Origin of the sequence: Bacillus sp. ES1-5 (assembly GCF_022487605.1) — a bacterium.
Lineage (GTDB): Bacteria > Bacillota > Bacilli > Bacillales > Bacillaceae_G > Bacillus_A > Bacillus_A wiedmannii.
Map to the genome: position 1 here is coordinate 471,887 of NZ_JAKVPU010000005.1, position 14,417 is coordinate 486,303.

The window sequence follows — 14,417 nt, forward strand, 5'->3', positions numbered from 1 at the left end:
AGGGCTGCCACATGGGACAGCCCTTTTCTGCTACATAAGGTAGCGTAAATAAATATAAATATGAGAAATGATTAATGAAACGATCATAATTGGGAAGCCGACTTTAAGGAATTCCATGTAGCTAAACTTATGGCCCTCACGACTTGCGATACCTGCAACGATTACGTTAGCAGAAGCTCCAATTAATGTTCCGTTTCCACCTAGACAAGCACCTAATGCTAATGCCCACCATAATACGTCGATTTGTGCGTCAGAAGGTGATAAACCTAGCCCAACTGCCATATCGTTAATAAGTGGGATCATTGTTGCAACGAATGGAATGTTATCAATTGTTGCAGAGGCGATACCAGATACCCATAAAATAAGGATAGATGCGTAAGAAACATCTCCGCCTGTTATTCCAATTACTTTTTGAGCTAACATTTTGATAAGGCCGATATCAATAAGTCCTCCAACAAGTACGAATAGTCCTGCGAAGAAGAAGATTGTTACCCACTCTACACTTGCGAATACCTCTTCAATTTCATGTTCTTTCACACCGATTAGCATAAGTACAGTAGCACCAGTTAAAGCGATGATAGCCGCATCAACATGGAAGATCGAATGAGTCATGAAACCTACGATTGTAAGTCCAAGTACTGTTAAAGATTTTTTCATTAATACTGGATCTTTAATGTATTGCTTTTCATCTAAACTCATTAATTTTTTAATTTGTACAGGATCAGCAATTAATTGTTTACGGTACATGAAGTAAAGTATTGTCGCTGTAACAGCAATAATAATGATTACGATAGGTGCTAAGTTGAATAAGAAAGCATTGAAATCTAAATGCTTATTTGCAGAACCAATCATAATATTTGGCGGATCACCAATTAATGTTGCTGTTCCTCCAATGTTTGAAAAAATAATTTCAGAAAGTAAATAAGGAACAGGATTTACTTGCAGTATGCGCGTAATAGATAAAGTAACTGGAACAACAAGAAGTACAGTTGTAACGTTATCTAAAAATGCGGAACCAAGTGCAGTAAGCAAGGAAAGTGAAATTAAAATTTTAATTGGATTTCCTTGTGCTCCTTTTGCTGCTTTAATGGCAACGTATTGGAAGACACCCGATTTACTCGTAATGTTCACCAGAATCATCATACCGATGAGTAACGTAATCGTCCCCCATTCAATATGTTTCGTAAAGGCGTTGTGTAAATCAACGACCCCCATAATTACCATGAGTGCTGCACCAAGAAGTGCGATGACAGCGCGATTAATTTTTTCTGAAATAATAATGGCATATGTAATTAAAAAGACTGCGATAGCAAAATAATACTGCCAGTTTGCGAGCTCTTGCGTTGTTTCGTGCAAAACTCTCATCTCCTTTCATTCACTTTTCTTAGTGTGTCAAAAAATTAACTAGATGAAACACACATAACGTCATTATAAAGTAGAAAAAAGGAGGATGTAAATGAAAGGGCTTATTTTGTCATATTTTCTGCATCGGTCATTTTTTCTTATTTTTAAAAATATTTGTGGGCATTTGACATATATATAAGATACATCCAATCTGAATATTTAAAATGGAATTAGCATTCGAGCTTGTTCGTGTAGGAGTGTCAAATAGAAAGGAATGACAAAGATGATAAGGAAGGGATCGTATGGATGAACAACGATTTTTATTTTTGGATTTTGAGTTTACGATGCCCCAGCACAGAAAAAAACCAAAAGGATTTTTCCCGGAAATCATTGAGGTAGGACTCGTTTCGGTTGTTGGCTGTAAGGTAGAAGACACGTATTCAGCTCATGTTAGGCCGAAAACTTTTCCTTCTTTAACGGATCGATGTAAGAAATTTTTAGGAATTAAACAAGAAGTCGTAGATAAAGGAATTTCGTTTCCAGAACTCGTTGAAAAACTTGCAGAATATGAAAGGAGATGTAAACCAACCATTGTTACGTGGGGAAATATGGATATGAAAGTGTTGAAGCATAATTGTGAAATGGCAAGAGTAGACTTTCCGTTCTTAGGGCAGTGTCGTGATTTATCACTTGAGTATAAGAAGTTTTTTGGGGAGAGAAATCAAACAGGATTGTGGAAAGCAATTGAGGCGTATGGAAAAGCAGGGACGGGTAAGCATCATTGTGCGCTAGATGATGCGATGACGACGTATAATATTTTTAAATTAGTAGAAAAAGATAAAGAGTATTTAGTGAAACCAGCACCTCCAACATTAGGAGAACTCGTTGATTTTTCAAAAGTGTTAAAGAAAGTGAGTACACAGTAACGACCAAATTGCACAGCATGTAATTTGGTCGTTTTGTTTTTTTAAAGTTTGTAGTCTTTTTTTAACTGCTCTAATGTTTCTAGACTACGAACCGCAAAAGGTGAATCATCTTCAGAAAATGAATTCATTTGAGTTTCTAATGCTAATTTGAGTGACTCTGTATACTCTGGAATTTCTCCTTCATATTTCTTCACCATTTGCTCTGGAATGTTCGTTTGTTCACGGAAAGCTAAAGCGCGTCTTTCATGGAAAAATGGTACGTCAGCTTGTTTTACATTATGTAAGTCACCTTGCACCGGATGTTTTAAAACAGCTAACACTTTTACGACGTAACTGCCAGGACGGCTATTTGTAACTTCGCCGATGTATTTGCCAGTTTTATAAATACCAGTAACGATTTCACCAATTTCAAATGTTTCTCTCATATTTTTCACCTCAAGTTTATAGTAAGGAAAGTATGCGAAGGAGTCAAAGAAATCATTCGCTTTCGGAATGCCCCCTTGAGAATATGGATAGGTTCCACTATAATTTTATATTATATAACAGAAAATTCTGATGTTTTTTGAATCCTATAATAAGGAGTGTTCCGTATGATGCCTTTATATTTTCCGGAAGATAAAACAGAATATATTATTCCAGGGATTGTTTGCGTTCTATTTATCATTGGTGCCGTTGCTACGTGGCGTATGTTCATTCGTGTATCAAAGCGAGAAGCGGAGCGGTTACAGAAAGTTGAAGAAAAACTTTTAGCGGAAAAGAAACAGTAACTCATTTTTGTATGTTTCCCTCTATGCTCGGACAATCTAAGGGCAGAATATATTTTGGAGGGAATAGAATGAAAAAACGGCTTTTTTTCAGTTGTTGTTTATTATTTCTGATGGCAGGTTGTGACCAAGGAAAGCCGAAAGAAATTGACGTGAAATTACATAATGCTTCAGGCGATGAAGTGGGGACTGCAAAAGTAGTGCAGCAAACAAGCGGAGTGAAAATTACGGTTAAAGGGGAAGGTTTCGCACCTGGCCCGCACGGCATACATGTACACGAAATTGGTGAGTGTAAAGCACCACGTTTTGAATCATCTGGGAATCATTTTAATCCTGATAATAAAAAGCATGGTCTTCTTAATCCGAAAGGTGCAGAAAATGGTGATTTACCGAATGTAATTGCAGACGGTTCTGGAAAAATTAAAGCAGAAATCGATGCACCGCACATAACGCTTGAAGAAGGAAAAACAACGATTCATAGAAAAGATGGAGCGTCTATTATTATTACAGAAAACGCTGATGATGGTATGACACAACCAACAGGTAAATCAGGTGATCGAATTGCTTGTGGTGTCATTGTAAAAAAAGCATCGGATATGAAGGAAAAGTAAAAGCTACCGTGCATGGTAGCTTTTTTTGTGAAACGTATTTGAAAAGATATTGATAAAGAAGGTTTTCCCGAATTGCCTCCTTTCTTATTCTGAAAACGTATGGCGCAGTCTATTTAAGATTTCTTCTAAAACAGATCTTGGACAGCCGATGTTAATTCGAATATGTTCTTCCCCGCCTAATCCATATTTCTCACCAGGTTCAACGATGATTTTCCCTTTTTCCTCAAGCAATGTGGTGCGTTCGTCTTGAGAAAGCTGTAGGCGAGAGCAATCAATCCATAATAAAAAGCTACCTTCTGGTTTCGTTACAGAAAGAGCAGGTATGTGATCTTTAATATATTCACAAGCGAATTGAGCGTTATCTTCTATATATAATCGAATTTCATTTAGCCAATCGTTACATTCTGTATAGGCACTTTGCATCGCTGTATAGGCAAATGTATTTAATCCGTGGAAACCTTGTCTATATTGGATAGATGTAAAGGTTTGACGGAGTTTTTCGTTTGGAATGATAATAATCGATGCTTGTAATCCGGCGATATTAAATGTTTTACTCGGAGCCATACAAGTAATCGTGCGTGCTGCTAATTCTTCAGATAAAGAAGCGAACGGTGTATGAGTACGATCCCCGTAAATAATATCGGCATGAATTTCATCCGCGACAACGATTACATTATATTTTGTACATAACGTGCCAAGTTGTGTGAGTTCCTCTTTTGACCAAACACGCCCAATTGGATTGTGAGGACTACAAAGAAGCATGAGTTTGACGCCTTGTTGAAATTGCTTTTCTAAATGATCGAAGTCTATCGCATATGTATCATTTTGTTTCTGTAATGGACTCACGCATAATTGTCTATTGTTTGTTGTGACCATTTCGAAAAATGGGGGATAAATAGGTGGTTGTACGAGAACAGATTCATTTTCCTTTGTGAAGGCCTGTATGCTCGTACTAAGAGCTGGAACGATTCCGGCGCTAAAGACAATCCATTCTTTTTGAATATCCCAGTTGTACTGTTTTTTTGTCCAGTTACAAATAATATCTCCAATATTTTCGGGAGGAAGTGTGTAGCCGAAAATAGGGTGCTCGATACGTTTCTTTAAAGCAGTTTGAATTGGTTTTGGTACTTCAAAGTCCATATCAGCTATCCAAGCGTGGATAAGTTCTTCGTTTTTATACGTATCCCATTTTGTACTATGAGTACCACGTCGATTGACTGTTTTATGAAATAGTTGCATAAGTTTGCCCCCTTCTTCTGTAAACCGTTAAGTTATGAAAGTTCTCTCTCTTCTTATAGAATAGCTGATGTGATAGGATAAAGAAAAGTATTAAAAAGTGAAAAGGCGGGAAGCGAATGGGTGCATATGAAAAGATGATAGAGGTTGTGAAGAATTGGGATCCGTTTCAAATGGGACCGGAGTTTTATGAAACAGAAGCGAGCGATGTTGTGAATGTCGTAAGTGTGTTCGACGATCCAAAATACATCGCAAAAAAGATTCAACATATATACTTTATGTCTTTTGAGGAAGTACCTGCGCTTGGAAAATGTGAGAAGTTAGCTGTGGAATTACTTGTAATAAAAGAAGGCGGAAGCTGTTCATTATAGGCTGTCGGAAATTCCGACAGCCTTTTTTATATATTATTGCGCGGAAAACGCAATGATTTCTTCATAAACATGTTCAGGCTTTTCTTCAGGTAGTAAATGTCCTGTGTTTTCGTAAGAAATAAATTTCGAGTTTGGTAAATCTTTGTGTAGCCGATGCCCTACATGTACAGGGACGACGCGATCTTTTTCACCCCAAATGAGTAGTGTAGGTGTTTCGATTTTTTGTAATTCAGTTGAAGATAAGTCACCTTCACGGTCTCTTATCATACGAGTTAAAGCAGGGAATATACGGTTGTCATAAAAAGGAGCGGAGTAACCTTCCTTCATTTCATCGTCAATTAATGAGTGATCATGAACGACATTCATTAAGTTATGAACAATCCCGCGCCGTATAATCCAGTTCTTTACGTATAAATGAAAGAACGGTAAATAAGAAGAGTACAGTAAAGGTAAGGTTGCGCGTGCTAAATAGCTAGAGCTGCATAGTAAAATCGTCTTTGAGATTAATTCAGGGCGTATACGGTTTACGTAGAGAGAAATTTGTCCACCCATAGAATGCCCAACTAACACAATATTTGAGAGAGATAAATGTTCAATTAAATCGATAATAACCGTTGCTAAATTGTGATAAGAATACTTAAAGAGCTGAGACTTATCACTTTTTCCGAACGGCGGTAAATCAAGAGCAATTACTGTTCCTGCTTTCGATAGTAAAGGAATGAGACGGCGGTAACTGAATGAGGAAGATAAAAAGCCGTGAATGAGCACGAAAGTAGGACGTTCTGTTTTGTTGTCATGTTCATACAATTCGTAATGAATAGTAGTGCCGCGAGTGGAAAAAGTGAAATAAGGACAAGTATATTCGTGATTCATTTTTTGTCACTCCATTGATTTTTGTTCATATCATTTCCAAGGAAGAAAAAAATATGTTAACAAAAAAAGGCAAGATGACGATGTCATCTTGCCTTTCGCTTATTTATTATTACCTACGAACAATATTAGGCGGTGTTTTTCCTTGTAACCCTGCAACTAAATTTTCAGCGGCTGTCATAGCCATTTGCTGCCTAGTTTTTAATGTTGCAGATCCGATGTGTGGTAAAGTCACAACATTTTGTAATAATAAGAGCGAATTATCTTTTTGAATCGGCTCTTGTGTAAAAGTATCAATGCCTGCTGCAAAGATTTTCTTTTCGGTTAACGCATGGATTAACGCTTCTTCATCTACTGTTTTCCCGCGAGAAGCATTAATAAAGATTGCTGTTTCTTTCATTAATGAAAATTGTTTTTCTCCGATGAGATGATACGTTTCATCTGTTAATGGAGTAAGAAGGACAATAAAGTCAGACTGTTTTAGTAGCGTCTGTAAATCACAATATGTAGCACCGAATTTTTGTTCAGCTTCTTCTTTCCGGCGACGGTTATAATAAAGAACATTCATATCAAATCCGAATTTCGCTCGTTTTGCAACGGCTTCGCCAATTCGCCCCATTCCGATAATACCGATTGTACTATGGTGTACATCCAGCCCGAAGTGCTCTTTTCCAATTTCGGCGTTCCATTCACCATTTTTTACGTAGGAGTCGAGTTCGCAAACGCGGCGACCAGCAGATAACATAAGAGCGAAAACAAGGTCCGCTACTGTATCATCTAATACATATGGTGTATTCGTTCCGATTACATTTCGCTTTTCCATCGCTTGTAAATCAAAATTATCGTAACCGACAGAAATGTTGCTTACTACTTTTAAGTTAGGAGCTACATCTAATAATTCTTCATTAATAGCAGATCCGAAATTTAATAATCCATCTTTATCTTGTATTTTCTCCAATAGGACATCACGAGGTACCTTCTCGTTTTGCTCCCATTTTTCATAATCACAGTGTTCTAATAAATAGTTTTCTACAAATGTTGGAACTGGTTCAGCAATATAAACTTTTGGTTTCACGGTTCCATCCCCTTTCACTTTATCCTGCGTTTTTTCACTGATTAAAGTTTCGCTTCCCCCGCTATTAACGGACAGTAAGCCCCCCACCTCAAAAAGTAGCCCAAGTAAAGAGGTTAGTTGGGAGAGCAACTGTCCGTAAAATCCCGATTGGTGCGGATTAAAGTTTCACTTTATTTTGACATAATTCACTAAAAAAATCTTCTTTTCAAACTGGAAAGGGTATTTGTATAATTTAGACACAAACGAAAAGGAAGGATGATTTATATGGTGACAGAAAAGGAATTAGAATTATTAGCTTGTCTTGAAAAAAGTAGTCGATTATCTGTAGATACATTAGCGAAGTTGTTAAATATAGAAGTAGAAGAAGTAAAGAAGATGGTTGAAAAATTAGAAGCGGAAAAGATTATTGTGGATTATGTAACACATATCGATTGGACGAAGGTGAAAGAACATACAGGTTTAACGGCGATGATCGATGTGAAAGTTACGCCAAAGCGCGGCGTTGGGTTCGATGCGGTCGCTGAACAAATTTATCGTTATTCAGAAGTGAAATCTGTGTATTTAATGTCAGGGACATACGATCTTTCTATTACATTAGAAGGAAAGACAATGGGAGAAGTAGCGATGTTTGTTTCTGAGAAATTAGCAACAATTGAATCTGTCGTTTCTACAACAACGCATTTCATTTTGAAGAAGTATAAACATGAGGGAATTATTTACGAAAAAAACGATGATGATAAGCGCATTGTGGTGACACCATGAAGCAATTTGAACTATCTAGAACGGCAGAATCTTTACAACCATCTGGTATTCGAAAGTTTTTCGATTTAGCAGCAAATATGAAAGGTGTTATTTCTCTTGGAGTAGGAGAGCCTGACTTTGTTACACCTTGGAATGTAAGGCAAGCATGCATCCGTTCTTTAGAACAAGGATATACGTCATATACAGCAAATGCAGGATTATTGGAACTTCGTCAAGAAATAGCAAAGTATCTAAAAAAACAATTTGTAGTATCCTATGATCCGAACGATGAAATCATTGTTACAGTTGGAGCGAGTCAGGCGTTAGATGTAGCGATGCGCGCCATTATAAATCCTGATGATGAAGTACTCATTATTGAACCAAGTTTCGTTTCTTATGCACCGCTTGTGACATTAGCTGGAGGAGTTCCGGTTCCTGTGGCAACGACTTTAGAAAACGAGTTTAAAGTACAACCAGAACAAATTGAAGCAGCTATTACAGCGAAAACAAAGGCAATTTTGCTTTGTTCACCAAATAACCCAACAGGTGCAATGTTAAATAAATCCGAGCTTGAAGAAATAGCAGTGATTGTTGAGAAGTACAATTTAATCGTATTATCTGATGAAATTTATGCAGAGCTTGTATACGACGAAGTATATACAAGTTTCGCGAGTATTAAAAATATGCGCGAGCATACAATTTTAATTTCCGGATTTTCAAAAGGGTTTGCGATGACAGGATGGCGCCTCGGTATGATTGCAGCTCCTGTACAATTTTCGGAATTAATGCTCAAAATTCATCAATATTCCATGATGTGTGCACCGACAATGTCTCAGTTCGCAGCACTTGAAGCGTTACGCGCGGGGAATGATGAAGTAATTCGGATGAGAGATAGTTATAAGAAACGCCGTAATTTTATGACGACATCGTTTAATGAAATGGGTTTAACGTGTCATGTGCCAGGCGGAGCATTTTATGTATTTCCTTCTATTTCTTCAACTGGACTATCTTCGGCAGAATTTGCAGAACAGCTATTATTAGAAGAAAAGGTGGCTGTTGTACCTGGAAGTGTATTTGGTGAAAGTGGTGAAGGATTTATTCGTTGCTCGTATGCAACATCGCTTGAACAACTTATGGAAGCAATGAAGAGAATGGAACGGTTTATAGAAAATAAAAAAAGGACAAAACATAATACGCTTTGTCCATAAAAGGGGGGGAATACTAGAAAGCCATGTGTTAGTATTCTATCCCAATATTAGAAAATTATACGTACTCTAGGAAATTTTTCGTTAATTTTGAATGAGTTCTGTCATAGTGGTATAATTTACTAATATAAGGTATGCGTATCCTGAGTAGCTTTACTTAGGTTACGTACTAACTAATCGGATATTTAACAATAAATCATCTGCTTTGCTATCTACAATTTTAGAGAAAATGGTAAACGTATGGGAGTGTTTCATATGTCAGAACAATATACAACTGGAGTGGTTGTAACAGGGAAAGTGACTGGGATTCAAGATTACGGAGCATTTGTAGCGTTAGATGCAGAAACACAAGGGCTTGTGCATATATCTGAAATTACAAATGGATATGTAAAGGATATTCATGACTTTTTAAAAGTCGGTGATACAGTAGAAGTAAAAGTACTTTCAATTGATGAAGAACACAGAAAAATGAGTTTATCGTTAAAAGCGGCGAAAAGAAAACAAGGACGGATTCTTATACCGAATCCATCTGAGAACGGATTTAATACGCTGCGAAAAAAGCTAACAGAATGGATTGAAGAGTCCGAGTTAACAAAGTAAAAGAGGAGCGCATATGAGCGTTCCTCTTTTACTTTGTCTTATGATATATATTTGCAAATATGATTGCATGCAATCATATTCGTATGTCGGAGGTGAAATAAAGACATACTGACTAGCGAATTTCGTTCGTTTCTGGGTGAGTGCCAAGATTTTCTGATGGTTTAAAGAGTAAACCAAGATTAATAAGCCCAGAAATACCGACGATACCGTAAATAATACGTGCGAGAGCTGAGTTTTGTCCACCGAAAATGGCTGCCACTAAGTCAAACTGAAAGAACCCGATCAGTCCCCAGTTCACAGCGCCAATTACAGTAAAGATTAATGCGATACGTTGCAGAGTACTCATGAAAAAGCCCCCCCTTAATTGTGAAGCATGAGCAAGCGATGAGTTAATTAACTCCTTTATAGAATGGCGTAGTTATGTTGTTTTTATACATAAAAAATATAAGAAAAAGGATGTATATACATCTATACCGAAAAATGCGAATTTTTATGCAAAAAATGAACTTTTTCTAAAAAATATATTTTGGTTACGTTTACAATTGTTGAATCGCTTGATTTACAACTTCAGTTTCGCTAAAGTGAATACAGAAATACATATACATTATTGGAGGGAAAAAGATGAGTACACATGTAACGTTCGACTATTCTAAAGCGTTATCCTTCATCGGTGAACATGAAATCACTTATTTACGTGATGCAGTGAAAGTAACACATCATGCAATCCACGAAAAAACTGGAGCTGGGAACGATTTCCTTGGGTGGGTAGACCTTCCGCTTCAATATGACAAAGAAGAATTTGCTCGCATTCAAAAATGCGCAGAAAAAATTAAAAATGACTCTGACATTTTACTTGTTGTAGGTATCGGTGGTTCTTACCTAGGAGCACGTGCAGCAATCGAAATGTTAAACCATTCTTTCTACAACACGCTATCTAAAGAACAACGTAAAACTCCACAAGTGCTATTTGTTGGACAAAACATTAGCTCCACTTACATGAAAGATTTAATGGACGTATTAGAAGGTAAAGACTTCTCTATTAACGTTATTTCCAAATCAGGTACAACAACAGAGCCGGCACTAGCATTCCGTATTTTCCGTAAGTTATTAGAAGAAAAGTATGGAAAAGAAGAAGCTCGCAAACGTATTTATGCAACGACAGATAAAGCACGTGGTGCATTAAAAACATTAGCTGATAACGAAGGTTACGAAACATTCGTTATTCCAGATGATGTTGGAGGACGTTTCTCTGTATTAACGCCAGTTGGTTTATTACCAATCGCAGTAAGTGGCTTAAATATTGAAGAGATGATGAAAGGTGCAGCTGCTGGTCATGGTGACTTCGGTACATCAGAACTAGAAGAAAACCCAGCTTACCAATATGCAGCAGTTCGTAATGCTTTATACAATAAAGGAAAAACAATTGAAATGCTTGTTAACTATGAGCCAGCACTTCAATACTTCTCTGAGTGGTGGAAACAGTTATTTGGTGAAAGTGAAGGAAAAGATCAAAAAGGTATTTTCCCATCTTCAGCAAACTTCTCAACTGACTTACACTCATTAGGTCAATACGTTCAAGAAGGTCGTCGTGACTTATTCGAAACAGTTCTGAAAGTAGGTAAATCTACACATGAACTAACAATCGAATCAGAAGAAAACGATTTAGATGGATTAAACTACCTTGCTGGTGAAACTGTAGACTTCGTAAACACAAAAGCATACGAAGGTACATTACTTGCACATAGCGATGGTGGCGTACCAAACTTAATCGTAAATATCCCTGAATTAAATGAGTACACATTCGGTTACCTTGTATACTTCTTCGAAAAGGCATGTGCGATGAGCGGCTACTTATTAGGTGTAAATCCATTTGACCAACCAGGAGTAGAAGCATACAAGAAAAACATGTTTGCTTTACTTGGTAAACCAGGATTTGAAGAGTTAAAAGCAGAATTAGAAGAGCGTTTAAAATAATAAAAAGCGACCGGATTCCGGTCGCTTTTTATTATTTCATCGAAAAGTCCATCGGTATATTCAAACTAGAGTGGGTATGCTAAAGAAAAAGTCTAGGAGGGATGGGCTTGATTCCGATTCAATCCAATTTAGAAGGACGTACATATGCGTTATATAAGTTAGAAGAGATAATGAAGCCACTTGGGTATAACATTGGTGGTAATTGGGATTACGATAAAGGATGCTTTGATTACAAAATCGATGAAGAAGATGGCTATCAATTTTTACGAGTGCCGTTTACATCAGTAGATGGAGAGTTAGATGTACCTGGTGTAATAGTCCGTCTTGGAACGCCTTATATTCTTTCGCACGTATATCAAGACGAACTAGATGATCACGTAAATACTTTAACAGCTGGAACGAGTGGAATGGATCAATTTGCTGAGCCGAAAGATCCAGATGGAGATGTGAAAAGAAAATATATCAATATTGGGAAAGTACTCATGCAGGAACTAGAAAAACATTTTCTTAATGGTGAATAACAATGAGTATGTCGCTTTCAATGAGAACAAAGGAATGGACTGGATTAATCATATATTGTTCGTCGCGTTTTATACCGAGTAAGAGAATGTTTTGCTTTAAAAGAGTATAGCTGCAATTTGCAAAAGTTTGTCCGGTGCAGGAAGGATAAAGCTCCATCAGTTGTAATTTGTTATCAGAGATTTCATCGTAAAGTGAGAATAGTACGCCTGAAATGGAAGGGAATAAAAGAGAAGCGGTAAATACATAGCTCGTTAATTTATTTCCTTCTATAATTTCTGATACACCAGCTCTCGTTGCATTTTGTATTTGTTCAGAAGTAAGAAGTTCAGCGATGCAGTGAATGTTTGAGTTGAGACCTTTTGCAGTTAAAATATTTAAAATGGATTGTGTATCTGCTAAGCTTTCATTTTTTTCTTTATCAGCTGTTATTAATATAGTGTGAGCCGTTGTAATATTAGCTTTTAATAAAGTTTGATCGTGGTGGGGGCAACCTTTTATAAATTCTAAATGATGAAATGGTTTTGGAAGTAAAGAAAGTGTTTCATCAATTAAAACGATATCAAGGTTCGGTTGTAAGATGTGCATTTGTTTTACAACATGTTTTGCCCGCTCATTCCAACCTACAATAATCATATGCCCGTTAGAAGTTGCAGCTTCTTCTCCTTTAATTTTCATATATTGTTTATTAATCATATCAGTGGCGAACAGAACCATATAATAAGAACAAAAACCGGTTCCAAATAAAATAATACCCATACCGATAAGTTTGCCTATTAGTGTATGCGGGGCAAAGTCACCATAGCCAACGGTGAAAATGGTAACGATTGACCACCAAATTCCATCAAACCATGTGGTGAAGTGAGATGGCTCTAATCTATGTATAAGGAAGCCGGAAAAAGCAGTAAGTACAACAATAAAGCAAACTAAACGAAAAATAATGGAATCACGAAATGTATCTACTAAATTTGGACGGGATTTCAATCTCTTATTCCTCCTTACTTTGCAGGACTACATTCATTGTTACCATTATAGAAAAAAGAAAAACTCTCTAATTTAAAAGAGAGTTTGTTTTACATTACATACTTTCTAATTCAGTTTGTTGGACACTTTCAAGATGCTGGAGGGCGTAATAAACATCAGCAGTATGCCTTTTTTGATCGATAGATAATTTCAAATGTAAATAGTGAGAGCCATTCTCCAATGTTTTGAGCTTCATATTCTTAACTTTTATATCCATTTCTTTTATTTCTTCAATTACAATTGGGATATTGTCCATATTTCGTACAACAAGTTTTACTGCGATATCACGTTGACGAAATGATCTCGGTCCTACAAATTTCATTGTTAATGGTATAAGTTCGACGCTAATCATAAGGAAACACATTCCGAAAATCGCTTCGATATAGAATCCAGCCCCAACAGCAATACCAATACCAGAAGCACCCCAAATCATAGCAGCAGTCGTTAGTCCTGCAATGCTATCGTTTCCTCTTCGTAAAATAACACCGGCACCTAAAAAACCGATTCCTGATACAATTTGAGCGGCAAGTCGAAGTGGATCCATATTCATATGATCGGTATGTGGTAAATTGTAAGCTGCTTTAATAGAAACAATCGTCAGGAGGCAACTAATAATAGAAATAACTAAACAAGTTTTTAAACCAAGTGGTTTCCGTTTTAATTCGCGCTCTAAACCGATAGCGAACCCTAAAATAGCCGAGAGACCTAGTTTGATTAATAAATCGGCATAGTCCATATATATTCCTCCTTGTATGATATGGTATATGAATAATACGTTTATTATAGAAAGAAACGCTTTTTGATAGAGTTACTTTATATAGAATATATGTAGGAATTATTTATACATGAAAGAGATATTTCGTTTAAGTATATGATATAAAAAAAGAAATGTGGGCGGTTTTAAAAAAAGTTTATAAAAGGTGTTGCATTTCATTTTTCACCATGATATATTAATAACCGTCGCTGATGCGGAAACGCAGAAAACGACAAAAAAAATTAAAAAACTTAGTTGACATCGAAAAACGAAGATGTTAACATAAGGAAGTCGCAAATGAGCGACCAAGCAGTTCTTTGAAAACTGAACGAAACAAACAACGTGAAACGTCAATTTTTATTTTTAGATGCTAGACAAACTAACTTTATTGGAGAGTTTGATCC

17 protein-coding genes are annotated in these 14,417 nt (G+C 36.6%); 9 read left to right on the forward strand and 8 right to left on the reverse strand.

What is annotated here, in order from left to right; all coding sequences use genetic code 11:
- Window positions 1–30: 30 nt before the first annotated feature.
- Entirely contained in the window at window positions 31–1,356 is a 1,326-nt protein-coding gene (locus tag MKO96_RS19300) for an ArsB/NhaD family transporter (RefSeq protein WP_000545212.1), read from the reverse strand.
- Window positions 1,357–1,646: 290 nt separating this feature from the next.
- Between MKO96_RS19300 and kapD the strand changes: the two genes are divergently transcribed.
- Complete coding sequence (kapD, locus tag MKO96_RS19305) at window positions 1,647–2,270, forward strand: 3'-5' exonuclease KapD (RefSeq protein WP_000344365.1); 624 nt, start codon at window positions 1,647–1,649, stop codon at window positions 2,268–2,270.
- Window positions 2,271–2,311: 41 nt separating this feature from the next.
- Here the strand turns inward: kapD and kapB are convergent, their stop codons facing one another.
- Window positions 2,312–2,695 (reverse strand): kinase-associated lipoprotein KapB, encoded by a 384-nt coding sequence (kapB, locus tag MKO96_RS19310; protein WP_001209345.1) that lies wholly within the window; start codon window positions 2,693–2,695, stop codon window positions 2,312–2,314.
- A gap of 165 nt (window positions 2,696–2,860) precedes the next feature.
- Between kapB and MKO96_RS19315 the strand changes: the two genes are divergently transcribed.
- Entirely contained in the window at window positions 2,861–3,037 is a 177-nt protein-coding gene (locus tag MKO96_RS19315) for a hypothetical protein (protein ID WP_000982763.1), read from the forward strand.
- Between the two features lie 68 nt (window positions 3,038–3,105).
- On the forward strand, window positions 3,106–3,645 hold the full coding sequence (gene sodC, locus MKO96_RS19320) for a superoxide dismutase [Cu-Zn] (RefSeq protein WP_087982775.1): 540 nt from the start codon (window positions 3,106–3,108) through the stop codon (window positions 3,643–3,645).
- 84 nt (window positions 3,646–3,729) lie between these two features.
- Here the strand turns inward: sodC and MKO96_RS19325 are convergent, their stop codons facing one another.
- Window positions 3,730–4,884, reverse strand: a complete 1,155-nt coding sequence (locus tag MKO96_RS19325; RefSeq protein ID WP_240588376.1) for a MalY/PatB family protein — start codon at window positions 4,882–4,884, stop codon at window positions 3,730–3,732.
- Between the two features lie 116 nt (window positions 4,885–5,000).
- On the opposite strand from MKO96_RS19325, the gene MKO96_RS19330 reads away from it, so the two are divergent.
- A complete protein-coding gene (locus MKO96_RS19330; protein ID WP_087982771.1) occupies window positions 5,001–5,252 on the forward strand; it encodes a YugE family protein in 252 nt (83 codons plus the stop codon).
- A gap of 33 nt (window positions 5,253–5,285) precedes the next feature.
- Here the strand turns inward: MKO96_RS19330 and MKO96_RS19335 are convergent, their stop codons facing one another.
- Both MKO96_RS19335 and MKO96_RS19340 read right to left on the reverse strand, forming a co-directional pair.
- Window positions 5,286–6,125: an alpha/beta fold hydrolase gene (locus MKO96_RS19335; protein ID WP_087982769.1), complete on the reverse strand. Its 840-nt coding sequence runs from the start codon at window positions 6,123–6,125 to the stop codon at window positions 5,286–5,288.
- A 109-nt stretch (window positions 6,126–6,234) separates the two neighbouring features.
- Entirely contained in the window at window positions 6,235–7,215 is a 981-nt protein-coding gene (locus MKO96_RS19340) for a 2-hydroxyacid dehydrogenase (protein WP_240588391.1), read from the reverse strand.
- 246 nt (window positions 7,216–7,461) lie between these two features.
- On the opposite strand from MKO96_RS19340, the gene MKO96_RS19345 reads away from it, so the two are divergent.
- From MKO96_RS19345 to yugI, 3 genes are all read left to right on the forward strand, one after another.
- Complete coding sequence (locus tag MKO96_RS19345; RefSeq protein ID WP_000255701.1) at window positions 7,462–7,959, forward strand: Lrp/AsnC family transcriptional regulator; 498 nt, start codon at window positions 7,462–7,464, stop codon at window positions 7,957–7,959.
- Entirely contained in the window at window positions 7,956–9,146 is a 1,191-nt protein-coding gene (locus tag MKO96_RS19350; protein WP_240588377.1) for an aminotransferase, read from the forward strand. Before MKO96_RS19345 ends, MKO96_RS19350 begins: the two co-directional genes overlap by 4 nt.
- Window positions 9,147–9,398: 252 nt before the next feature.
- On the forward strand, window positions 9,399–9,743 hold the full coding sequence (gene yugI / locus MKO96_RS19355) for a S1 domain-containing post-transcriptional regulator GSP13 (protein WP_048561623.1): 345 nt from the start codon (window positions 9,399–9,401) through the stop codon (window positions 9,741–9,743).
- A 112-nt stretch (window positions 9,744–9,855) separates the two neighbouring features.
- Here yugI and MKO96_RS19360 read toward each other — a convergent pair whose 3' ends face one another.
- Window positions 9,856–10,089 carry a DUF378 domain-containing protein gene (locus MKO96_RS19360; protein ID WP_053563451.1) on the reverse strand — a complete coding sequence of 78 codons (234 nt, stop codon included), beginning with the start codon at window positions 10,087–10,089 and terminating at the stop codon, window positions 9,856–9,858.
- 275 nt (window positions 10,090–10,364) lie between these two features.
- On the opposite strand from MKO96_RS19360, the gene MKO96_RS19365 reads away from it, so the two are divergent.
- Window positions 10,365–11,717, forward strand: a complete 1,353-nt coding sequence (locus tag MKO96_RS19365) for a glucose-6-phosphate isomerase (RefSeq protein WP_000103655.1) — start codon at window positions 10,365–10,367, stop codon at window positions 11,715–11,717.
- 107 nt (window positions 11,718–11,824) lie between these two features.
- Entirely contained in the window at window positions 11,825–12,238 is a 414-nt protein-coding gene (locus MKO96_RS19370) for a YugN-like family protein (RefSeq protein ID WP_140386925.1), read from the forward strand.
- Here the strand turns inward: MKO96_RS19370 and MKO96_RS19375 are convergent.
- Both MKO96_RS19375 and MKO96_RS19380 read right to left on the reverse strand, forming a co-directional pair.
- Complete coding sequence (locus MKO96_RS19375; protein WP_240588378.1) at window positions 12,225–13,220, reverse strand: potassium channel family protein; 996 nt, start codon at window positions 13,218–13,220, stop codon at window positions 12,225–12,227. The genes MKO96_RS19370 and MKO96_RS19375 overlap by 14 nt on opposite strands.
- A 94-nt stretch (window positions 13,221–13,314) precedes the next feature.
- Window positions 13,315–13,995 (reverse strand): MgtC/SapB family protein, encoded by a 681-nt coding sequence (locus MKO96_RS19380; RefSeq protein ID WP_000384161.1) that lies wholly within the window; start codon window positions 13,993–13,995, stop codon window positions 13,315–13,317.
- Window positions 13,996–14,417: the final 422 nt, after the last annotated feature.

Bases quoted from the DNA above. Each gene is read 5' to 3' on its own strand.
- MKO96_RS19360 (WP_053563451.1), bottom strand. From the start codon at position 10,089: ATGAGTACTCTGCAACGTATCGCATTAATCTTTACTGTAATTGGCGCT.
- kapD (WP_000344365.1), top strand. From the start codon at position 1,647: ATGGATGAACAACGATTTTTATTTTTGGATTTTGAGTTTACGATGCCC.
- MKO96_RS19350 (WP_240588377.1), top strand. From the start codon at position 7,956: ATGAAGCAATTTGAACTATCTAGAACGGCAGAATCTTTACAACCATCT.
- MKO96_RS19315 (WP_000982763.1), top strand. From the start codon at position 2,861: ATGATGCCTTTATATTTTCCGGAAGATAAAACAGAATATATTATTCCA.
- MKO96_RS19380 (WP_000384161.1), bottom strand. From the start codon at position 13,995: ATGGACTATGCCGATTTATTAATCAAACTAGGTCTCTCGGCTATTTTA.
- MKO96_RS19325 (WP_240588376.1), bottom strand. From the start codon at position 4,884: ATGCAACTATTTCATAAAACAGTCAATCGACGTGGTACTCATAGTACA.
- sodC (WP_087982775.1), top strand. From the start codon at position 3,106: ATGAAAAAACGGCTTTTTTTCAGTTGTTGTTTATTATTTCTGATGGCA.
- MKO96_RS19365 (WP_000103655.1), top strand. From the start codon at position 10,365: ATGAGTACACATGTAACGTTCGACTATTCTAAAGCGTTATCCTTCATC.
- kapB (WP_001209345.1), bottom strand. From the start codon at position 2,695: ATGAGAGAAACATTTGAAATTGGTGAAATCGTTACTGGTATTTATAAA.
- yugI (WP_048561623.1), top strand. From the start codon at position 9,399: ATGTCAGAACAATATACAACTGGAGTGGTTGTAACAGGGAAAGTGACT.
- MKO96_RS19330 (WP_087982771.1), top strand. From the start codon at position 5,001: ATGGGTGCATATGAAAAGATGATAGAGGTTGTGAAGAATTGGGATCCG.
- MKO96_RS19345 (WP_000255701.1), top strand. From the start codon at position 7,462: ATGGTGACAGAAAAGGAATTAGAATTATTAGCTTGTCTTGAAAAAAGT.
- MKO96_RS19335 (WP_087982769.1), bottom strand. From the start codon at position 6,125: ATGAATCACGAATATACTTGTCCTTATTTCACTTTTTCCACTCGCGGC.